Origin of the sequence: Euzebyella marina (assembly GCF_014855515.1) — a bacterium.
Taxonomy (GTDB): Bacteria; Bacteroidota; Bacteroidia; order Flavobacteriales; family Flavobacteriaceae; genus Euzebyella; species Euzebyella marina.
In genome coordinates this window covers 70,614-92,595 of the sequence record NZ_JACYFK010000002.1, presented here as the reverse complement: position 1 = coordinate 92,595, position 21,982 = coordinate 70,614, and the positions used below count along the sequence as shown (strand labels likewise).

Annotated in this window: 21 protein-coding genes; 12 read left to right on the top strand and 9 right to left on the bottom strand. The window is 39.5% G+C overall.

The features are described 5' to 3' along the window. The first annotated feature begins 1 nt into the window (after window position 1). Window positions 2-331 (top strand): YbaB/EbfC family nucleoid-associated protein, encoded by a 330-nt coding sequence (locus IL356_RS09150; protein WP_121849294.1) that lies wholly within the window; start codon window positions 2-4, stop codon window positions 329-331. A 125-nt stretch (window positions 332-456) separates the two neighbouring features. Then, window positions 457-780 carry a YegP family protein gene (locus tag IL356_RS20300; protein ID WP_162987904.1) on the top strand — a complete coding sequence of 108 codons (324 nt, stop codon included), beginning with the start codon at window positions 457-459 and terminating at the stop codon, window positions 778-780. On the opposite strand, the gene IL356_RS09140 is transcribed toward IL356_RS20300, so the two are convergent. Next, window positions 775-1,797, bottom strand: a complete 1,023-nt coding sequence (locus tag IL356_RS09140) for a threonine aldolase family protein (protein WP_121849296.1) — start codon at window positions 1,795-1,797, stop codon at window positions 775-777. The genes IL356_RS20300 and IL356_RS09140 overlap by 6 nt on opposite strands. A gap of 221 nt (window positions 1,798-2,018) precedes the next feature. Here IL356_RS09140 and IL356_RS09135 point away from each other — a divergent pair, with 221 nt between their 5' ends. From IL356_RS09135 to IL356_RS09105, 7 genes are all read left to right on the top strand, one after another. Further along, window positions 2,019-3,482, top strand: coding sequence for a circularly permuted type 2 ATP-grasp protein (locus tag IL356_RS09135; protein WP_121849297.1), 1,464 nt, complete (start codon window positions 2,019-2,021; stop codon window positions 3,480-3,482). A gap of 47 nt (window positions 3,483-3,529) precedes the next feature. Beyond that, on the top strand, window positions 3,530-4,477 hold the full coding sequence (locus IL356_RS09130; RefSeq protein ID WP_121849298.1) for an alpha-E domain-containing protein: 948 nt from the start codon (window positions 3,530-3,532) through the stop codon (window positions 4,475-4,477). Window positions 4,478-4,515: 38 nt separating this feature from the next. Then, entirely contained in the window at window positions 4,516-5,370 is an 855-nt protein-coding gene (locus IL356_RS09125; RefSeq protein WP_121849299.1) for a transglutaminase-like domain-containing protein, read from the top strand. 89 nt (window positions 5,371-5,459) lie between these two features. Next, window positions 5,460-6,561, top strand: a protein-coding gene (gene prfB, locus IL356_RS09120) for a peptide chain release factor 2 (RefSeq protein ID WP_225621460.1) whose coding sequence is annotated in 2 segments (ribosomal slippage) — window positions 5,460-5,525 and window positions 5,527-6,561 — 1,101 coding nt in all. Because the reading frame shifts where the segments join, the coding sequence is not laid out codon by codon here. A 35-nt stretch (window positions 6,562-6,596) separates the two neighbouring features. Further along, window positions 6,597-6,944 (top strand): arsenate reductase (glutaredoxin), encoded by a 348-nt coding sequence (gene arsC, locus IL356_RS09115; protein WP_121849301.1) that lies wholly within the window; start codon window positions 6,597-6,599, stop codon window positions 6,942-6,944. A gap of 175 nt (window positions 6,945-7,119) precedes the next feature. Beyond that, window positions 7,120-7,611 carry a hypothetical protein gene (locus IL356_RS09110; protein ID WP_121849302.1) on the top strand — a complete coding sequence of 164 codons (492 nt, stop codon included), beginning with the start codon at window positions 7,120-7,122 and terminating at the stop codon, window positions 7,609-7,611. Between the two features lie 9 nt (window positions 7,612-7,620). Beyond that, window positions 7,621-10,155 (top strand): TonB-dependent receptor domain-containing protein, encoded by a 2,535-nt coding sequence (locus IL356_RS09105; protein WP_121849303.1) that lies wholly within the window; start codon window positions 7,621-7,623, stop codon window positions 10,153-10,155. A 73-nt stretch (window positions 10,156-10,228) separates the two neighbouring features. On the opposite strand, the gene IL356_RS09100 is transcribed toward IL356_RS09105, so the two are convergent. Then, the gene (locus tag IL356_RS09100) at window positions 10,229-10,405 is read right to left on the bottom strand and encodes a hypothetical protein (protein ID WP_162987905.1); all 177 of its coding nucleotides are present in this window, start codon (window positions 10,403-10,405) and stop codon (window positions 10,229-10,231) included. A 173-nt stretch (window positions 10,406-10,578) separates the two neighbouring features. Between IL356_RS09100 and fumC the strand changes: the two genes are divergently transcribed. Next, a complete protein-coding gene (fumC, locus tag IL356_RS09095) occupies window positions 10,579-11,976 on the top strand; it encodes a class II fumarate hydratase (RefSeq protein ID WP_121849304.1) in 1,398 nt (465 codons plus the stop codon). 74 nt (window positions 11,977-12,050) lie between these two features. Here fumC and IL356_RS09090 read toward each other — a convergent pair whose 3' ends face one another. Beyond that, window positions 12,051-12,938 (bottom strand): hypothetical protein, encoded by an 888-nt coding sequence (locus tag IL356_RS09090; protein WP_121849305.1) that lies wholly within the window; start codon window positions 12,936-12,938, stop codon window positions 12,051-12,053. Between the two features lie 375 nt (window positions 12,939-13,313). Here IL356_RS09090 and IL356_RS09085 point away from each other — a divergent pair, with 375 nt between their 5' ends. Continuing rightward, entirely contained in the window at window positions 13,314-14,120 is an 807-nt protein-coding gene (locus IL356_RS09085; protein ID WP_121849306.1) for an MBL fold metallo-hydrolase, read from the top strand. A gap of 36 nt (window positions 14,121-14,156) precedes the next feature. On the opposite strand, the gene ettA is transcribed toward IL356_RS09085, so the two are convergent. From ettA to IL356_RS09070, 3 genes are all read right to left on the bottom strand, one after another. Then, window positions 14,157-15,848, bottom strand: coding sequence for an energy-dependent translational throttle protein EttA (gene ettA, locus IL356_RS09080; protein ID WP_121849307.1), 1,692 nt, complete (start codon window positions 15,846-15,848; stop codon window positions 14,157-14,159). 64 nt (window positions 15,849-15,912) lie between these two features. Then, window positions 15,913-16,095: a CAL67264 family membrane protein gene (locus IL356_RS09075; protein WP_086476561.1), complete on the bottom strand. Its 183-nt coding sequence runs from the start codon at window positions 16,093-16,095 to the stop codon at window positions 15,913-15,915. An 88-nt stretch (window positions 16,096-16,183) separates the two neighbouring features. Beyond that, window positions 16,184-17,164 carry a Gfo/Idh/MocA family protein gene (locus tag IL356_RS09070; RefSeq protein ID WP_121849308.1) on the bottom strand — a complete coding sequence of 327 codons (981 nt, stop codon included), beginning with the start codon at window positions 17,162-17,164 and terminating at the stop codon, window positions 16,184-16,186. A gap of 73 nt (window positions 17,165-17,237) precedes the next feature. Between IL356_RS09070 and IL356_RS09065 the strand changes: the two genes are divergently transcribed. Beyond that, window positions 17,238-18,866 carry an acyl-CoA carboxylase subunit beta gene (locus IL356_RS09065; RefSeq protein WP_121849309.1) on the top strand — a complete coding sequence of 543 codons (1,629 nt, stop codon included), beginning with the start codon at window positions 17,238-17,240 and terminating at the stop codon, window positions 18,864-18,866. 11 nt (window positions 18,867-18,877) lie between these two features. Here the strand turns inward: IL356_RS09065 and IL356_RS09060 are convergent, their stop codons facing one another. The 3 genes from IL356_RS09060 to IL356_RS09050 are packed head-to-tail and all read right to left on the bottom strand — an operon-like array spanning window position 18,878 to window position 21,916. Continuing rightward, on the bottom strand, window positions 18,878-19,954 hold the full coding sequence (locus IL356_RS09060; protein ID WP_121849310.1) for an AMP-binding protein: 1,077 nt from the start codon (window positions 19,952-19,954) through the stop codon (window positions 18,878-18,880). Continuing rightward, the gene (locus tag IL356_RS09055) at window positions 19,944-20,873 is read right to left on the bottom strand and encodes a CPBP family intramembrane glutamic endopeptidase (protein ID WP_121849311.1); all 930 of its coding nucleotides are present in this window, start codon (window positions 20,871-20,873) and stop codon (window positions 19,944-19,946) included. The genes IL356_RS09060 and IL356_RS09055 overlap by 11 nt, the downstream gene beginning before the upstream one ends. Next, entirely contained in the window at window positions 20,864-21,916 is a 1,053-nt protein-coding gene (locus IL356_RS09050) for an o-succinylbenzoate synthase (RefSeq protein WP_121849312.1), read from the bottom strand. Before IL356_RS09050 ends, IL356_RS09055 begins: the two co-directional genes overlap by 10 nt. Between the last annotated feature and the right edge of the window lie 66 nt (window positions 21,917-21,982).

Below are 21,982 nucleotides of genomic sequence, written 5' to 3'. Positions count from 1 at the left end.
TATGTTCGGAGATATGATGGGAATGATGGGTAAATTGAAAGAGACCCAACAAAAGGTAGAGGAAACCAAAAAAAGATTGGATACTGTTACTCTGGAGGAAAGCTCTTCTGAGAGTTTGGTAACTGTCACTATTACAGCCAATAGAGAGGTTAAGGCCATTAAAATAGACGACAGTCTTTTAGAAGATAAAGAACAATTAGAAGACTACCTCGTTCTAACCTTGAACAAGGCCATTGAGAAGGCTACCAAGGTCAACGAAACCGAACTTGCAGCTGTTGCTAAAGAAGGTATGCCCAACATACCAGGCCTTGATGGTTTGTTCGGCAAATAGCCTTTTATAGAGCTCGTCAGTTTACTTTTAGTTCTACTGAGGAAAAATTTGATTTGACCGTTTTAGGAAGATGAAACTTATCTCATCTTCCTACTTTTATTTGTATCTTTTACCAAAAACTGCTAGTGTTAGATACTTTAAAGAATCAAGAAGGCGAATTTCAATTTTTAATAAAGGCCAAGAGTGGACAAATTTTATTGGAAAGTTCATTTTTTGCCACTGAAGAAAACCTAAATCGCGCAATTTCTCACCTAACGAATTCTGATTTGGGCACCAATGATTTCGAAAGAAAAACAAGTCACGATGGGCAGTTTTTCTTTCGTTTTAATGAGGATAACGGAACGGAACTTGCCAAAAGTCAGCTTTACGATTCTGAAATGGGTATGGAAAACGGAATCAAAAACCTCATCAGCCGAATCAACGAACTGAAAGACGAAAACTCGCTATAATTTTCTTAAAATTTCAAGGAAGCTCTTATGCATGCCATCGGTATAATCTAAATGGGTGACGATTCGTAGCTTTCCCTGACCCATTCCGATAATTGAAACTCCATTTTCTTTCAGTTTATCTAAAAACTGTTTCTCTGTCATAAGAGACTTATCTATCTCAAAAATAATAATGTTAGACTCTATGGGTTCTACTTTTTTAATAAAATTGAGATTCAATAAAGTCTCCCCTATTTCTTTAGCCTTCTGATGGTCTTCGGCCAATCTATTTACATGGTTATCCAAAGCAAAAATTCCCGCAGCGGCCAAATAACCAGCTTGTCGCATGCCGCCACCAAATACCTTTCTTACCCTTAGTGCCTTTGCGATATGCTCTTTGCTTCCCACCAAAACAGAACCGACCGGGCACCCCAAGCCTTTACTGAGGCATACACTAATCGTATCGAATATTTCACCATACTGCGAAGCACTCTCCTTTTTTGCCACCATGGCATTCCATAAGCGGGCACCATCTAAATGATAAGCCAAACCGTGTTTTTGGCAGACGGTTTTTATTCGCTGTAATTCCGTGAAATCCCAACAAGCTCCTCCACCTTTGTTAGTGGTATTCTCGATACAGACAAGACTGGTTAGTGGGCTGTGGTAAAAATCAGGTGGGTTGATAACTTCCTCTACCTGTTCAGCTGTCATCATTCCCCTAAAACCATCTACCAAACGACAAGAGACACCACTATTAAAACTTACCCCTCCCCCTTCATAATTGTAGACATGCGCATATTTGTCACAAATCAACTGCTCTCCTGGGTTGGTATGAATCTTAATGGCTGTTTGATTGGCCATGGTACCGGAAGGAAAGAAAAGAGCCGCTTCCATTTTAAACAAGTCCGCCACTTTTTCTTCCAAAGCGTTTACCGTAGGATCTACTTTGAAAACATCATCGCCGACCTCCGCATTCAATATCGCCTTCAACATGCCACTAGTCGGCTTGGTAACCGTATCACTGATCAAATTAATTTCCATAAATAAAGTAAAGGATTATGGTTAGGTGCTACCCCAAAAATTTCAAAGGTAGCCAATAAGGTGCTTTTAACTATCACCAGTAATATACTTCCGACAGTAAAGTGAAATTGGTAAAAATTTCTTCTAAATTTTATGAAAACATGATTTTGAGGTAATATTATTATCGAATTGAGCCCCTATTTTAAGTTGAAAACCAGTACCTTAAAACAAAAGAAATAGACATGGGTAAAATTCAAAATCAAATATTCTCCTCTTATCTTAGAAATCCGGTTTTATACGATGAATTATTTGATAAAACTGGGGAGATAAAAGATATCTATTCTAGGCTATTCGAGCTTTACGGAGGTCATACCATCAAAGAATACGTAAAGCTGAACGACAAGGCAAAATCGTCATTTTTTAATCAAGGTATTACTTTTCAGGTCTACGGGGAAAAAGAGAGTACGGAGAAAATTTTTCCGTTTGACCTATTTCCACGAATTATCGCTCCGGAAGAATGGGAAATCATAGAAAGGGGAGCTATACAGCGTTCTAGGGCCCTCAACCTATTTCTTTGGGATATTTATCACGAGAAAAAAATCATCAAGCAAGGTATCGTACCACTTGAATTAATTAGTTCTTCGGCCAATTACCTGAACCAAATGGTCGATTTAGACCCGCCTGGAGGAATTTACAATCATATCTCCGGTACAGATATCATCAAGCATAACGATGGTAATTACTATGTCCTGGAAGATAACATCAGATGTCCTTCAGGTGTAAGCTATGTTATCTGCAACCGCACGGCTCTTAAAAGAGCCCTCTTCGGTGTTTTTAACCATTATAGAACCCATTCGGTAACGAATTATGCCGAAAACCTTCTTGACCTTCTAGAAACGGTCAAGCCTAAAGGTGTTGATATTCCCAATGTGGTCGTCTTGACTCCTGGAATGTATAACTCGGCTTTTTACGAACATTCTTATTTGGCAAAAACCATGGGTGTCGAGCTCGTTGAGGGTAGAGACCTGTTTGTCGAGAATGACTTTGTCTACATGAAAACTACCCACGGGCCTGAGAAAATAGATGTCATTTACAGAAGGGTCGATGACGTATTTATAGACCCATTGGAATTTAGGGCCGATTCCGCACTCGGTGTGCCAGGGCTTTTTGCGGCCTATAAAAAAGGCAACGTCACATTGGCCAATGCACCAGGTACAGGAGTTGCTGATGATAAGGCCATTTATACCTATATGCCCGATATTATCAAATATTATCTGGATGAAGACCCCATTCTAAACAATGTACACACCTATCATTGTAGTAAGCCCGATGAACTAAAATATGTTTTAGAGCATATAAACGAATTGGTGATCAAACCCGTGGATGAAGCTGGAGGTTACGGAATTTCAATTGGTAACAGGCTTAGTAAAGAGGAAATAGAAGAAGTGAAACTACAGGTAAAGGCCAACCCCAGAAAATATGTGGCCCAGCCTATTATGTCGCTTTCGGTTCACCCCACCTATATCGATGATACCGAATCGTTCGAGCAACGGCATGTAGACCTCCGAACATTTACTATTATGGGAAGAGATCGAGATTTTGTTCTTAAAGGTGGGCTAACAAGGGTTGCTTTAAAAAAGGGCAACTTAATCGTTAATTCTTCTCAAGGTGGGGGATCAAAAGATACGTGGGTATTGAAAAGTTGATGCTTGGTCAAAAATGCTCCCATAAATTAAAATTTTAAATACACTATATGCTAGCAAGAGTTGCCAATAATCTTTTTTGGATGGGCCGTTACATTGAACGTTCCGAACATATCGCACGATATTTGAATGTTAATTATTTTTCTTCGCTTGACGCCCCTAACCAATTATCACAATCAAGACAATTCGTTCTACGGTCTATGTTATTTATGGTCGGTAATCCTGAGCTTGACGATAATGTCGAATTAGAAGAATCGCAAGTGCTTTATAAAATAGGATTGGATGCAGAAAATGCCTTCTCTATTTTAAGCAATGTTAAGTATGCACGTGAAAATGCCAACAGCGCTAGAGACTTGATTTCCACAGAACTTTATGAAGCCATCAATAAATTTTACCACTATGTAAATAACTATGATGCCGATATGTTCATGAAGAATTCACTTCATGATTTCACGGTCAATGTTACCGAAATGACAGCGGTTCTACGCGGCAAAATGAGAGGAACCTTATTGCATGATGAAATTTATGCCATTATTATGATGGGCATCAATATTGAAAGGGCGACCCAGGTTATTCGCATTATCAATGCCAAACATCAAGATGCCTTAAATGCCCAAGGTAGTTACGGTGATAAATTTAGCAACAGTTACGAGTGGACGACCCTTTTAAAATGTGCTGAATCATATGATATGATGCGTCGTTTTTATAAAAAGACACCCACTAGTATTTCAACTTTGGAGTTTTTAATCCTCAACCCTAATTGCCCTAGATCGGTAATGAACAGTCTTAACCAAGTTTACAAGCATATTAAAGTACTTGACCCGAGCAAAAAATATAATAAAGACTCTACTGCCTTTTTGGTCGGTCGGGTGAGGTCAGAGTATGAATTCAAATACATTACCGAAATAGAGGAAGACATTCAAGGTTTTATCGAGAATATACTGAACAGCTTGGGTTTGATCAGCCAAAAGATGGAAAAAGAGTTCTTTAACTATTAAAAGGTTATTGTTCGTATATTACGGTATATTTATATAATATGCCGACAGAGTATGCCATCACATATAGTTGTGAGAACAAATACGAGAACAAAGTGAGGGGCGCCCACTGGCAATTCTTGATTATCCCCCAAACCAATAGTTCTCAAGAAGTGCTTTCTATCGAGTTTACGAACTCTCTATTGGAAGCGGAAAGCTACTCTATTAATGGCCTGGGTTTTAAAACTATTAGACTCAAGACCAGAAAATCGTTCAAAAGCGCCAGGTTCAGAGCAAAGATGAGAGTCTTGAAATCGGAAGTGAATCCGTTTGATTTTCCTTTGGAAAACAATGCCGAAGAATCATATAAAGAATTGAAAAGTTTAAACTTCAGGGTTGACCATGAGGCTTTTTTGAAGAAGACTGACCTTACCACCTTACCTGAAAACAGTACCTCACTTTGGTCATTAGATACATCGCAAACGGTCTTCACCAACTTACAAAATCTCAATAAGCTTGTTAACGCTTACCTTACATTTCAACCCAGTACGACCACGGCCAGTTCTACCTTAGAGGAAGTTCTAGCAAAGAGAAACGGAGTTTGCCAAGATTTCGCCCATCTGTTTTGTGCTCTTGCAAGAATGAACGGCATTCCTTCTAGATATGTTTCCGGTTTTTTGCATCAGGGAAGCGGTTATTTCGGTGATTCACAAATGCACGCATGGTCCGAAGCGTTCATCCCCAAAATTGGCTGGGTCGGGTTCGACCCTTGTAACGATTTGCTTGCCGGCACCGATTACATTAAGGTATCTCATGGTAAAGATTATCGTGATTGTGCGCCTATTCGTGGTGTTCTTTTCACTACTGGCAAGAACGAGACCATTTATACCGTTCAAGTCGAAGGAGACCAACAATAATCCTCCCAAAAAGAATCTCGTTCGATCTTACTCTAGTTATTTCAGGAATATGCTAAAAAGTATATTATTTTTGCCTAAAATTTTAGAATATGACTATTACCACAGACCTGTTTAAAGGTCTTCAGGATCGCCTCGGTGCGTTAAGGAGGTATCTTTGACATAGATGCCAAACTTATTGAAATTGAAAATGAACAGGAGAAGACCTTAGCACCTGATTTCTGGGATAACCCGCAAGAAGCCCAGGCGCAGATGAAATTCATTCAATCGAAAAAACAATGGGTAGACGATTTTAACGCTGCCAAAACTTTGGTTGGAGACCTTGAAGTTTTAATGGATTTTTTTCAGGAAGGAGATATTTCTGAAGAAGAGGTTCAAGAACAATATGACAAGGCCGTTGAGAAAATCGAAAACCTTGAGTTCAAGAACATGCTTTCTGAAGAGGGTGATGAACTGCCCGCCGTGCTACAGATTACTGCTGGTGCCGGTGGAACCGAAAGTTGTGATTGGGCCTCGATGCTCATGCGTATGTACATGATGTGGGCCGAAAAGAACGGTTTCAAGGTTAAAGAACTTAACTTTCAAGAAGGCGACGTAGCGGGTATTAAGACCGTTACCCTGCAAATAGATGGTGATTTTGCTTTCGGTTGGCTCAAAGGTGAAAACGGGGTCCATCGATTGGTTCGTATTTCTCCCTTTGACAGTAATGCCAAAAGACATACCTCTTTTGTTTCGGTCTATGTTTATCCTTTAGTCGATGATACCATTGAAATAGAGGTGAATCCGGCCGATATTACCATTACGACCGCACGCTCTAGTGGAGCCGGTGGTCAGAACGTAAATAAGGTTGAAACCAAGGTTCAATTGGTTCACCATCCTACAGGAATTCAAATATCGTGCTCCGACTCTAGAAGTCAACATGACAATAGGGCAACGGCCATGAAAATGCTGAAATCCCAACTTTATGAAATAGAGCTTCGCAAGAAAATGGAAGCACGTGATGAGATTGAATCGTCAAAAATGAAGATTGAATGGGGTTCTCAAATTCGTAATTATGTGATGCACCCCTATAAATTGGTCAAAGATGTAAGAACGGCTGAAGAAACCGGAAACGTAGATGCCGTAATGGATGGTGACATTAACTCTTTTCTAAAGGCCTTTTTAATGATGATGGGTCAAAAAGATGAAGAATAAACCTTCTACATTGAACAACAAATGAAAGAATACAAATGATTAAAATTTATCATAATCCACGTTGTAGAAAATCAAGGGAGGGTTTGGAAGCTCTCGAAAAATCAGGAAAGGACTTTGAAGTAATCAAATATTTAGAAGATGTACCTTCTAAACAAGAGTTACAAGATATTCTTTCTTGCTTGGCCATTACCCCTGAGATGTTGGTTCGAAAGAACGAACAGGTTTGGAAAGAAAATTATAAAGGTAAGTTATTGTCCGATGACGAAATTATCGATGCCATGATTGCGCATCCTAAGCTAATAGAAAGACCTATCGTTATTAAGGGGAAACATGCTGTAATCGGTAGACCTACCGAGTTAATTAATGAACTTCTATCAAAATAAAGATACATAATGTTTCTGCCTGAAAAATTCAGGTAGAAACATTTTTTACCTTCAAAAATTAAAATTTCGACCTGCAAATTATTGGTACATTTGTTGTTAAATACATTTAACAAAGCTTTAACCAACTTCATTTAAACCATTATTCATTATAACAATCTTATAAACCGATATCGTCATGAAGAACTTTATCAAAATTACCCTCTTGTTCTTTGTTTTATTAGTGTTTGGTGCAGAATTACAGGCCCAATATGGTTACGGCTACGGCAGTGGCTATGGTTATGGTTATGGCAGACAGCGAAACGCAGTACCACAGGTTGAGCACACGCCTAAAGAACCTGAACCTAAAACTGCTGAGCAGATTGTGGATGGTGAGATGCCGAAAATTGCCGAAACTTTAGAACTGAACGAGTTCGAGAGTGCGGTATTGAGCTCTATTTTAAAGAAATATGTTCAAAAACGTATCGAGATGCAAATTCTCGAACTCACTCCGGAACAAATGCGTGAAGGAATGGAAAAAATCACCAAGGCTCAAGACGAAGAGTTGAAGGCTGGATTACCACTCGAGAAATACGAAGGTTTTGTAGAAATGCAGAAGAAAGGAATTCAAAAAACACGAAAAGACAAGAAACGGGAGAAAAAACGGAAAGACCGGAAGACTAAAACCTAAAAACCAAAAATGAAAAAACTGTTTCTGATTGTCCTTGCTCTAGTATCTTTAAAAAATTATTCCCAACGCCCCGAAAGACCTCAAGGACAACCAGGGGAACCAATAAAAATCTCAGGAACAGTACTTGACAAAGAAACAGGCCAGCCTCTTGAATATGCTACGCTTGTACTTCAAAGCATTCAAGACCCAGCTAAAGTGAACGGAGGTATCACCGATATCGACGGAAAATTTTCGGTTGAAGTTGCGCCTGGTCGTTATAATGCTTCCATAGAATATATAGGGTATAAAACTTTCAAGGTATCACAATCTACTTTTAACGAATCTGTTGACTTGGGTACGATTTCCCTTGAAATTTCAGCAGCTGAACTTGAGGGTGTCGAAGTAGTTGGTGAACAAACTACCGTTGAAGTTCGACTTGATAAAAAAATCTACAACATAGGTAAAGATATTACTACCAGCGGTGCTACCATTAGTGATGCTTTGAACAACGTTCCTTCTGTTAATGTTGATATTGAAGGAGGCATAAGTTTAAGAGGGAACGAAAACGTTAGAATTCTTATTAATGGTAAACCATCGGCCCTTGCCGGTTTTGGTTCAACGGATGCCTTACAACAGTTACCGGCAGATGCCATAGAGAAAGTAGAAGTAATTACGAGCCCATCGGCCCGATACGATGCAGAGGGCACAGCGGGTATTTTAAACATTGTACTGAAAAGAGAAAAGACCCTAGGTTTCAATGGGTCGGTTAATGTGTATGGCGGAGTGCCCACAAATGGCGGTGTTACCGTTAATGGCAACTTGCGCACCACTAAGTATAACCTGTTTAGCACCATTGGTTATCGATATCGAGAAGGGCCGGGAAATGGCTTTTTCGATACACGATATTTCAACTCTAGACAAGATGCTTTTCTTGATAGTATAGCATATGATAGAAATATTGAAGATAGAGATATTGATCGTTTAGATCGCGGTCTGAACGCCAATATCGGCATGGAGTACTTCTTTAACGAAAAATCTTCCTTAACCGGGTCTTATTTCTACAGAACAGGAAGTGATGAAGATGTAAATACCAATGTGAACGATTATCTTTTGAATAATGCGCCGCAAGTTGGCACGACCCGTAGAGAATTAGAAACGGAAGAAGACGACACCCATCAAATTTCTTTAAATTATATCAATAGATTTAACGATGACGGACATCAGTTAACGGCCGATTTTCAATACTCAGTAGACTCCGAGACGGGAAACAGCTATATTAATGAACCCGTTCGTTACAACAATACCTCAAATACCGATATCAATATTCCCCGTGAAGAGACTTCAACAATTGAAGACCAGAAAGAATATTTGATACAAAGTGATTACGTACTACCGTTTGGCAAAGGCTCTCAATTCGAAGCGGGCTATCGTGGCAATTTCGAAAATGAAGTCACAGATTATCGCCTCCTTCAAGAAAATGATGCCGGCAATCTCGAAGTAAACCTTAACCAAACAAATCTTTTTGACTACACGCAAAACGTACATGCCCTGTACTCTCAATACGGTTCTAAATTTGGGGATTTCAATTTTCTTTTAGGTCTTCGAATGGAGAGTACCCAGTTAAAGGGAAAAATTGAATCTCAACTTACCGAAGAAGAACTTCAAGAAGAATTTTCTTTTCCTATTGATACAGATTTTGATAACAATTACACAGGCCTCTTTCCAACCGTTAACTTCATATATGAGTTCAACGAAATGGAAAATGTTTCTTTAGGATACAACAGGAGAATCAACAGGCCAAGAGGCTGGTTTTTAAACCCATTCCCCTCTAGAAGCAGTAGAACAAATATCTTTCAGGGTAACCCCAACTTGGCACCTGCCTTTTCAAATGCCTTCGATTTAGGTTATTTAAAAAGATGGGAAAAGGTGACCTTGACATCTTCCATTTACTATCAAAGGGAAACGGATGCCTTTCAAAGGGTTCAAGAACAAGTATTTATTACGGGCCCTGGTGGCTCGCAGGTCGAAGTTGTACGAAACATACCTTTCAATTTAGCGACCAATGATAGAACAGGAGCCGAATTGGGCATACTCTACAATCCTACCAAATGGTTACGATTGAATAGTAGCGTCAATTTCTTCAGCTTTAATCTTGACGGTGAATTTAACGGGGTTAATTATAGTCAATCAAATAGTAGCTGGTTCGGGCGTTTTAGCTCAAAAGTAGAATTACCTTGGAAAATTGATTGGCAGACAAACGCTTTCTATCGCGGGGCTTCTGATGAAGTACAGGGGAGATCTAATGGTATTTTATCTATCAACCTAGCTTTCAGTAAAGATTTATTGAATGACAAAGCTACTATTTCGTTAAACGTACAAGATCTTTTGAATTCAAGAAAACGTAACGGTTTTACCACCACTGACTTTTACGAGCAGGATAGTGAATTTCAATGGAGACAGCGCGAAATTAGGCTTTCTTTTATCTATCGTATCAACGAGCAAAAGAAGAGAGATAGACAGAACGGTAGAGATTATAATGGTGGAGATGATGAGGAAGGTTTCTAAAACCTACCATTACAACGCAAACAAAAAAGGGAGGCATTTGCCTCCCCTTTTTGTTTTATGATATTGGAATGAATTAAGCGCTTCTCTTAGCCTTTTTCTTATCTCTCCATTCCTTATATAATTCGATGATGTTACCACCTAACCAATAAGGTACTACAAAGGTCAATAAGAAAATCATCAACCAAAAACCGATGGTAAGAATGGTCAAAAAAGCTAAAAATCCTAGATACTGGCTAAATTCAAAGTCCATTTAATGCGTTTTGATGTACAAAGATACTTGAGAAAGGGTGAAAATTGCAAATGGAAAATAAAAAAAATACATTCTAGGTTAGAAATGAATTTTTCACTACCCCTCGGCGGATATAAAAAGGCTATGTCCTACCTTTGTTTTTCTCTGTTTTTACTAATGAAAATTCAATTATAATGAGCTTTAGAATAGAAAAAGATACGATGGGCGAAGTAAAGGTTCCATCAGACAAATATTGGGGCGCACAAACCGAGCGTTCGAGAAATAATTTCAAAATTGGTGCCGCCGCTTCAATGCCCTTAGAGGTAGTTTATGGCTTTGCCTATTTAAAAAAAGCTGCGGCTTACACGAATCACGAATTGAATGTACTTTCAGAAGAAAAGCGAGACCTAATTGCTCAAGTATGTGATGAAATTTTAGAGGGAAAACACGATGACCAATTTCCTTTAGTTATCTGGCAGACCGGTTCAGGTACACAAAGCAATATGAACGTTAATGAGGTTGTTGCCAATAGGGCCCATGAAATTGCCGGGAAGAAAATTGGTGAAGGCGAAAAGACCATTCAACCTAATGATGATGTGAACAAATCACAATCTTCAAATGACACTTTTCCGACCGGAATGCATATTGCGGCCTATAAAAAGATTGTTGAAACTACCATACCAGGTGTTGAGCAGTTAAGAAACACTTTGGATAAAAAGGCAAAGGAATTTAACAATGTGGTAAAAATTGGCCGAACCCACTTAATGGATGCCACTCCCCTCACCTTAGGGCAAGAGTTTTCGGGGTATGTATCACAATTGGATCACGGAATCAAAGCGCTTAAAAACACCTTGGAGCACCTTCGTGAACTTGCTCTTGGCGGAACCGCCGTAGGTACGGGACTGAACACCCCAAAGGGTTACGACGTTTTGGTTGCAAAATACATTGCCGAATTTTCAGGATTACCCTTTAAAACAGCCGAAAATAAATTTGAAGCCTTAGCCGCCCATGATGCCATCGTAGAAAGCCATGGAGCACTCAAACAATTGGCCGTTTCGTTGAACAAAATTGCCAATGATATTCGAATGATGGCCTCAGGACCTCGATCCGGTATCGGTGAAATTATTATACCAGCAAATGAGCCTGGTAGTTCCATCATGCCTGGCAAAGTAAACCCTACCCAATGTGAAGCGCTTACCATGGTATGTGCCCAAGTAATGGGTAACGATGTGGCCATATCGGTCGGTGGCACACAAGGTCACTATGAGCTAAACGTTTTCAAGCCTATGATGGCAGCCAATATTTTGCAATCTGCGCAATTACTTGGAGATGCTTGCGTAAGTTTTGAAGAGAATTGTGCTGCTGGTATAGAACCCAACCATAAAGTTATCAAGCAATTGCTTAATAACTCGCTAATGCTTGTAACCGCGCTGAACACCAAAATTGGTTACTACAAAGCAGCTGAAATTGCCAATACGGCCCATGCCAATGGAACCACCCTTAAAGAAGAAGCCATCAATCTCGGCTACGTAACAGCCGAAGAATACGATGAATGGGTGAAACCTGAAGACATGGTAGGAAGCCTTAAATAATAAAAGCAAAAAGGGGAAATCGATGATTTCCCCTTTAATACTTAATGGATAGTGTTTGTTATTGTAAGACCCTTTTATTTCAAAGTGAATTTTGAGGTACCTAACAGTTTTAATCTGTCATCATATACATTTACCATGTAGTTACCTTCTTGAAAATCGCCTGCAGGCTTGTTGATATAATCACAAACGTCTAAGGCTTTGTTCTCGTAATAGAAGCTCGTTCCTTTACTGTAGGTAATAGAAGCGCCTGAATCGTTCGATTTAGAGTAGCTCTCCCCTAAAATATTTCCTTGAGGGTCTAGCACTTCGATAAAAAATTCTCTATCTCCAGCTTCAGAAATAACGTTATCCGCTACAGTAAAACAAATTTTAAATTTATCGGTTCTTTTAGCTCGTGCCGTAGATACCAATTTACCATTGTTTCTCTCCTTAACGGCGTCTACATTGAATTTTGAAAGATTTAATGCAGAACCTTTCTCAACTACGTCGGCCAATTGTGTGTTCTGTACTACCAAAGAGTCATTGAACATAGTCTGTTTCTCCAACTCCGAATAAGTACTATCCCTTTGCATAGCAATCAAAGTGTTGCTTTTGGTCAAAGAGTCAACTTGCTTTAAAAGCTGCTCTCTTTCTTGCTTTAGCACGTTTACTTGTCTTCTAAATCTAGATAATGTAGCAAGATCGGCCTTCATACTTTTTACAGAGTCGATGTATTTCGCAATATTATCTCGGGCAGACACCAATTCTTCGTTGGTGGCATTGCTTTCTAAAATAGCTTTATCGTATTCAGATTTCAGACTGTTCAGATCCTCAACTACCAACTGCTTCTGCTCGGTCAAGGCTGCCTCATTCTTCTTCTTTTCCTGATAAAGGCTAACAGTGTAGATGATAGTACCTAACAGTACCACACCCAAAAGGCCTGCCAGAACCTTTAATCCGTTGTTACTTTTTGTTTCAGTCATAATGTTTAAATTAATTTCTTTAATTCTGTTTGTTTGTATCGTTTCTATATACGTTAAGATTTATATTTTAGATTTTTTGTCTTAAAAAAATGAAAGATTATCCTTATAGGTAAAAGTGCCCCTTTAGAATCCTTCGCGCCACTTCTACGACCAATTCTTAGCTTAATTTAATCAGACCTATATGATTAAATGACAGAAATTTAACTTGCCTTCATAAAATAATTTTATCTATATCTTAATTCTGTTCAGAAATAAAACAAATTGGAATAAAATAATTTTCTTTAAAACCCTTAGAATTAAAGATGTACTTGTAATTTTATTAAGCATCTAAATCGGATGCTATTTCAAGATTTATAGAACTTTAAAATATCGAAAATGAAAAAACTAACACTTCAACTAGTTTTTCTTGCCATCATCAGTCTTGTTGCCTGCAAGGAGCAAACCAAGAAAGCAGAAACGGAAAGTATGGAAGAGACTGCCATGGAAGAACCCGAAAAAAATGAAATTTCCAATGACGTTAAGATAATTCCCATTGAACATGCTACAGCTGTTTTGGAATGGACAGATAAGGTTATTTATATCGACCCCGTAGGAGGTGCAGAGGCCTTCAAGGATCAAAAGCTTGCCGACCTAATACTGGTTACCGATATTCATGGAGACCACCTAAATGTTGAGACACTGGAAGCGTTGGACACTAAAAAGGCCAAAATTATCATGCCACAGGCAGCAGCCGATAAAATGCCTGAAAAATTCACTACACAAATCGATGTTCTCAATAACGGTGAAAGTAAAGAAAGGTTTGGCATTACAGTCGAAGCTATACCGATGTACAACCTTAGGGAAGAAGCAAAACAATTTCATGAAAAAGGTAGAGGCAATGGCTACGTTCTAACGTTAGGTGATCAAAGAGTTTATTTTTCGGGAGATACAGAAGATATTCCCGAGATGAGAAGCCTAGAAAATATTGACAAGGCCTTCGTATGTATGAATCTGCCGTATACTATGACCCCAGAAAGTGCTGCTGATGGTGTTTTGGCATTTGCACCGAAACAAGTATACCCCTATCACTTTAGAGGTAACCCTGATGTGAGCGATGTCAGTAAGTTCAAAAAGATTGTAAACGAAAAAAATTCAGATATCGAAGTGGTTCAGCTAGACTGGTACCCCAACGAAGATTACTAATAAAAAAAGGCCGGTTTTTATACCGGCCTTTTTTTATTATCGTATTAACTTCTTGTATTTGATTCGTTTGGGCATAATATCCGTACCCAGACGTTTTTTCTTGTTCTCTTCATAATCGGAGAAAGAGCCCTCAAAGAAATAAACTTGAGAGTCGCCCTCAAACGCTAAGATGTGGGTACATATTCTATCTAGGAACCAGCGGTCGTGAGATATGACCACGGCACAACCAGCAAAATTTTCCAAACCTTCTTCCAACGCTCTTAGTGTGTTGACATCTAAATCATTGGTAGGCTCATCTAAAAGTAATACGTTACCCTCTTCTTTTAGCGTCATCGCCAGGTGCAACCTGTTTCTCTCACCACCGGAAAGCATACTTACCTTTTTGTTCTGCTCACTTCCAGAGAAATTAAAACGACTTAGATAGGCCCTTGAATTTACCTGACGGCCGCCCATCATAACTAATTCTTGTTCATCACTAAAGTTCTGCCAAATAGTTTTATCTGTGTCTATATTGCTATGGCTTTGGTCTACATAAGCGATTTTTGCGGTCTCGCCAACGGTAAAAGTACCTTTATCCGGTTGCTCTTCACCCATTATCATTCTAAAAATCGTCGTTTTACCAGCACCGTTAGGCCCAATAACGCCTACAATGCCTGCCTGCGGAAGTTTAAAATTCAGCTCTTCGTAAAGTAGTTTGTCTCCATAAGCTTTACTGACGCCACTTGCCTCCAAAACATTGGTTCCTAAACGCGGACCATTAGGAATATAAATTTCAAGTTTTTCATCAAGTTGCTTTTGGTCTTGACTCATCAATTTATCGTAATTCTTCAAACGGGCCTTTTGCTTCGTTTGGCGACCTTTGGCACCCTGGCGTACCCACTCAAGCTCTCGCTCCAATGTTTTTTGTCTTTTAGAAGCAGACTTGCTCTCTTGTTCCAAACGTTTGGCTTTCTGGTCTAGCCAACTTGAATAATTGCCCTTCCATGGTATGCCTTCTCCCCTATCAAGTTCAAGGATCCACCCTGCTACATTATCCAAGAAGTAACGGTCGTGGGTCACTGCTATTACCGTACCCTTATACTGAGCCAAATGATGCTCCAACCAGTGAACAGATTCGGCATCTAAGTGGTTGGTAGGCTCATCAAGCAACAATATTTCAGGTTCTTGAAGCAGTAAACGACAAAGAGCTACCCTTCTTCTTTCCCCTCCTGAAAGTACACCTATTTTCTTATCGGGCTCTGGGGTACGCAGGGCATCCATAGCGATTTCAAGCTTGGTGTCTAATTCCCAAGCATTTGATGCATCTATTTTATCTTGAAGCTCCGCTTGCTTATCCATCAACTTCTGCATTTTATCGGCATCTTCGTACACCTCGGGCAAACCGAACATATCGTTGATCTTATTGTACTCGTCAAGAACGGCCACGGTTTCGGCAACACCTTCTTTTACAATCTCTAAAACCGTTTTGTTTTCATCAAGTTGAGGCTCTTGCTCAAGATACCCTACTTTATACCCTGGCGAAAAAACTACATCACCTTGATAATTCTTATCTACACCGGCAATAATTTTTAATAGTGTAGATTTACCCGAACCATTAAGACCTAGAATACCAATTTTAGCACCATAGAAGAAACTTAAATATATGTTCTTGAGCACTGGGGTATTCGCATTTTTATACGTTTTGGTAACCCCGGACATTGAAAAGATAACTTTCTTATCGTCAGACATTATAGCAATTGATTAGTGTTATTATTTACTAAGACTGAAATTATTAAAAGTAGAAGTTAGGGTCTTATACACGACCCTTAAGGGCATTAAATACCCATGCGATTGCAAAAAAACCGATACCGACCGAGGCGAAACCCCATCCGGCGACCTCATCATATCTGAAAGCCCCTAATGCAATCAAGGCCAATCCTACTACAATCATGATAAAGGTGGCCCATGCCAGTACGGTATTTTTATTCATTCCCATAAAATTTTAGGTTAGATTTAAAGGTAACTGCAAATATCGTAATTTTTGTAGTAAATCCTTATTCCATAAGCTATTTTAGGGAATTCATTCACTCTTTAGGAAAAGTGACGCCCGTTATTTTTCTCACTTCATCCAACAGACCGACCAAATCTAAACTGTTCTGTAAGCTCCATTTATCACTTTGTAATTTACCCTCTTGCAGACAACGATGTACTTCTTCAATCTCATGGGAATACCCAATGCCTTTGGTTGGTAAATCGACTGCCTGCTCCTCTCCATTAAGTACAAAAGAATATCCTTGTGTTTCGTGCCATCTCTCTTGCAAATAGGCCGAACCTTTACTACCCGCTATTTCGGCTTTCATCGATATTTTGGAACGCAAGCCACTTGTTAACACTGCTTGTGCAAAAGGGTAATCAAAAATCATAGCGGTCTGAGCCTCAACTCCCGTTGAATGAAATTTTGACATGGCCTTTATTCCGTCGGGTTTTCCCAAAATCAAATAGGCCAGAAAAATGGGATAAATACCAATATCCAATAAAGAACCGCCTGCCAAATTCGGATTCAATAAGCGATGTTCTTCATTGCGGTCTAAAGCATAAAAACCAAAATTAGCGTTGAGATATGCAATTTCGCCCAGTGTTCCTTTCTCAACTATTTCTTTCACTTTAAGAATAGATGGGTTGAAACGGCTCCAAAGGGCTTCCATTAAAAAAACGTTGTTCTTCTTAGCCGAATCGACCATTTGACCAACTTCATGCGAATTGAGCCCCATAGGTTTTTCACAAAGCACATTTTTTCCTTTTTCCATTGCAGCTATCGAAAGTTCGCAATGTGAGGTGTGCGGAGTAGCGATATATAGCACATCTACCACATCTGAATCGAAAAGTTCTTCGTACGACCCAAAACTGTGTTCAGCCCCATATTCGTCGGCAAATTCTTGGGCCCTTTGCAGGTTTCTAGAGGCAACTGCAGTCAATTTTCCACCTTCTACCAAACTTAAATCTTTTGCAAAACTATGTGCAATTCTGCCAGGGCCAACGATGCCCCATCTTATTTTCTCAGCCATTATGTAATCTTGATTTGACCAAATGTAATGAATTTTACTCCGTATCTTTAGCCTATCAAAAGAATGCACCTTTATGGATCTTAAATTCAACAAAAACGAAGACCACAATAAACTTTTACTTTCTGAACTAAAAAAACGTCTTGCCACCGTAAAACTAGGAGGTGGAAAATCCCGAATAGAGAAGCAACACTCCCAAGGCAAAATGACCGCCCGCGAACGAATCGATTATTTATTGGACCAAGGAACTGAAAGTATAGAAATTGGTGCATTTGCAGGTGAAGGCATGTATAAAGAGCATGGCGGTTGTCCATCTGGGGGAGTTGTCATTAAAATCGGATATGTGTCGGGAAAGCAATGCATAGTTGTAGCAAATGATGCTACCGTTAAGGCCGGGGCTTGGTTTCCTATAACTGGCAAAAAGAATTTACGCGCTCAAGAAATAGCTATTGAAAACAGATTACCCATAATATATTTGGTTGATAGCGCAGGGGTCTACTTGCCCCTTCAAGATGAGATTTTTCCTGATAAAGAACATTTTGGCCGCATTTTCAGAAACAATGCGGTCATGAGCAGTATGGGCATTACCCAGATAGCTGCCGTCATGGGCAGTTGTGTCGCCGGAGGTGCCTATTTACCGATAATGAGCGATGAAGCGCTCATTGTTGACCAGACGGGCAGTATCTTTCTGGCAGGCAGCTATTTAGTGAAGGCTGCCATTGGCGAAAATATAGATAATGAAACTTTAGGTGGGGCTACGACACACTGTGAAATAAGTGGTGTAACCGACTATAAGGCCAAAAACGACTCCGATGCTTTAAACAAAATTAAAAGCATTATGGATAAGATGGGTGATTTTAAGCTTGCCGGTTACAGTAGAAAGAAAGCTGTTAAGCCCAAAGAAAAGCCCGATGATATTTTTGGACTTTTACCTGCCTCCAGAACCGACCAATATGACATGTTGGAAATCATCAAGAGACTTGTCGATGATTCAGATTTTGAAGAATATAAAGAAGGTTATGGCAAGACTATCTTAACGGGTTATGCAAGAATCGATGGTTGGGCAGTCGGAATAGTAGCCAACCAAAGAAAGGTAGTCAAAACCAAGAAGGGTGAAATGCAATTCGGCGGTGTTATTTATTCCGATTCAGCGGATAAGGCCACTAGGTTTATAGCCAATTGCAACCAGAAAAAAATTCCACTGGTCTTTTTACAGGATGTTACCGGGTTTATGGTCGGAAGTAAAAGTGAACACGGCGGTATTATTAAGGATGGTGCCAAGATGGTCAATGCCGTCAGCAACTCTGTCGTTCCAAAATTTACTGTTGTGATAGGAAACAGTTATGGCGCCGGAAACTACGCGATGTGCGGCAAAGCATATGATCCTCGATTAATCGTTGCATGGCCAAGTGCAGAATTAGCGGTGATGGGAGGAAATTCGGCCGCAAAAGTGCTTTTGCAAATAGAGAAAGCCTCTTTGAAGAAGAAAGGAGAAACAATTACGGAAGAAAAGGAGCAGGAATTATTCAATAAAATAAAAGATAGATACGACAATCAAGTTTCTCCTTATTACGCAGCTGCCCGATTATGGACGGATGCCATTATTGATCCTCTAGATACCAGAAAATGGATTTCTATGGGTATCGAAGCAGCTAACCACGCCCCTATAACCAAAGATTTTAACCTAGGGGTCATTCAGGTATAAGACCATAAAGCTTAAATCGCCAGTTGATCTAAAGTTTGCTGTCTTTGTACTTTTCCACTGGAGGTCTCAGTGAATTTTTTGAGAAAGTATATTTCTTTTGGTCGTTCGAATCGGTCAAGAACTTTGAGGCTCTCAATCTTTAGTCGAATCCGCTCCAATTCGGGGTCTCCTTCTATCAACAAAACTAGTTTTTGCCCTAGATTTTCATCGGGTAATCCGGTCACAAAGAAACGTGGCTCGATAACTTTAGCGAGCTTGGCCTCTATTTGTTCTGGGAATAATTTGACACCGCCCGAATTAACTACGTTATCGAACCGCCCCAACCATTCGAATTCATTGTTTGAAATTAATGAAACGATATCATTGGTAACCACCTCGTTTACACTAATCTTTGGTGCATTTATTACCAAACATCCCCTTTCATCTATTCGGATGTCTACATCCGGTAAGGTAAGAAAATACTCGACCTGATCAATGGGGTGTACTTTTTTAAGTGCAACATGGGTCACGGTCTCCGTCATTCCATAAGTTTCATACACTTTGGTAGAGACATCGTTCGAAACCAATTTCTTTTTTAAGCTTGATGAAAATGGTGCTCCACCAACAATTAAAGTATTTATTGAAGATAATTCGTTCAAGGAATTCTGAACCTGAAGGGGAACCATCGCTGAAAAATCATAAACTCTATCGGTTGGAATATGTAATGAAGCACTTGGCTCAATATAATCTAAGTGCCAGCCCAAGACCATAGCCCTGACCAACATCATTTTACCTGCAATATAATTGCACGGCAAACACAGCAACGCTGTAGTGTTTTCCTTCAAACCAAAAAAATTGCCTGTGGCTTTCGCGGAGTTGGCCATGAACTTTTTAAGGATTGAAATCTGCTTAGGTGCGCCTGTAGATCCCGAAGTACTTACTTTGATAAAAGGCTTATCATCTAACCAATCAAGAATAAAATCACCTATAGCCTTTTCAGATTTATCACCCTCCTTTACCAAAGAATAGGCTATTTCATGCAAATCAATATCATTGCACGAGACTCCCTGCAATTTAAAATTCTTATGAACTTTTCGTTTATTGCCCATTTACATCTTTCGCGAAAAATTCTTCCTTGGTTAAAACTTTACCGGTCAGGCGCTCCTTCCAATTGGTCCAATTGTATTTTTTTGACATGATGAACAAAATGATCGGAAATATGACAAATACTGGTAGAAAAGCGTCCCAACTTAATGTTGGCTCCGAAATATCCCTATACACCGAGTTGGTTTGAAAGGCTGTCCAGTCAGCGGTAACTAAGAGAGCTGTTATCAAGTTATTGGCTGCATGAAACCCTAGGGCAAGTTCTAGTCCTTCATCCATTAATGTCATTATTCCCAGAAAAAAACCTGTTCCGATATAAAATATCATGATACCGTAGCCCAATTTGCCTACCTCAGGATTCCCAAGGTGTAACAGTCCGAAAAGAACAGAAGTTAAGACTAAGGGTATCCATCGATTCTTAGCCATTATGCCCAAACCCTGCATCATATGCCCGCGAAATAGGTATTCTTCAAAACTACTTTGAAGCGGAATTAAGATGATAGTTATGGCTGCCAGTATTAAAAAGGGTTTTAACTGAAAATTGAAAATATAGTTCTCTGGTGAAAGAAACACCCAGGTCATCGTCATTGCCGCCGTGATACTTCCCCACAAAACAAATGAAAAAAGTACACGACCCCAATCAATCTTAGGTCGGCTTGTGGTTAGTGAAGTTATTGATTGTTCGTGAACCAACTTGGTCCAACCTAAAACAACAAACAAACCGATGGCCAACGGAGCCAATAATATTATGGTTACCTTATTGGAACCGAACTGTTCTATTAGGCCCTGCATAACATCTTCCACCGGCACGGGCGTCATTAAGGTCGATATATAGTTGAATACCATAAGACCCAAAAAACCTAAAGGTATGATCCAATATTTCCAGATGCCTAAAGATCCTTTATAACCTTGTTCTATGTACATAATTCTTGTATTAAGTCATCTTGCCAATTTAAGGCATTATCATAAATAAGTTCACCTTGCCTGACCACCAAAGGGCTTTCAAAATTATTGGTATACAGAGAGCCGGTACCAAGACCTTGCGGCATTGCGCTGGCCAAGGTATACGTCCATTGTGCTATAGCGTTCAAACCAATATTGCTTTCGAGGGCACTGGTGATCCACCAACCGATTCCCATTTGTTCGGCCAAATTGATCCATTCTTGGCTTCCCCTGAAACCTCCTACCAAGCTAGGTTTTAGAATAATATATTGAGGCTTAATGGTTTGTAGCAGTTTTTCCTTTTCCGTTACATCTAAAATGCCAATCAACTCTTCGTCCAATGCTATGGGAATTGGAGAGTGCTTACTTAAACCATTCATAGCCTTAAGTTGTTTAGGTTTAATGGGCTGTTCAATAGAATGAATTTGAAATTCGGATAGACGTTTTAATTTTTCCAAGGCATCTGTTGGAGAGAAAGCGCCATTGGCATCTACACGCAACTCTATTTCAGAAGGGTCAAATTTATTTCTTATGGATTTTAATAATGCTATTTCTGTTTCAAAATCGATAGCTCCGATTTTCATTTTAATGCACCGGAAACCCTCATTAATCTTATGGGCGATTTGTTCGTGCATAAAGCCTTCATCACCCATCCAAATAAGGCCGTTGATTGAAATAGGCCTTTTTTGTAAAATAAAATCAGAAGAAAAAAGATGAAAAGGATTTGAGGAACTCAAGGAAATAAATGCCTGTTCAAGGCCAAATTGTATACTTGGGAACTTATATAAAGTCTCGTAAAGATGGTCTAGCCCAAATTGAATATTGTTGCAAACCCACTTTAGTTGGTCTTCATAACCAGGTACATCATCAAAGCTTAATCCTCTCAGGATACCACATTCGCCGATACCAACACGATTATTTTCTTTAAGAATGATAAACCACGTTTCCTTTTGGGTAAGTACACCACGGGAAGTTCCACTGGGCCTTTTGAACTGAAGGGTGTATTTCTTGTAGGTTGCTTCCATTTACGGAAGCAAATTTAGCTATATAAAGGCAGATTACTGTGCAGGTAAATGTTTTTCAGAAGAAAC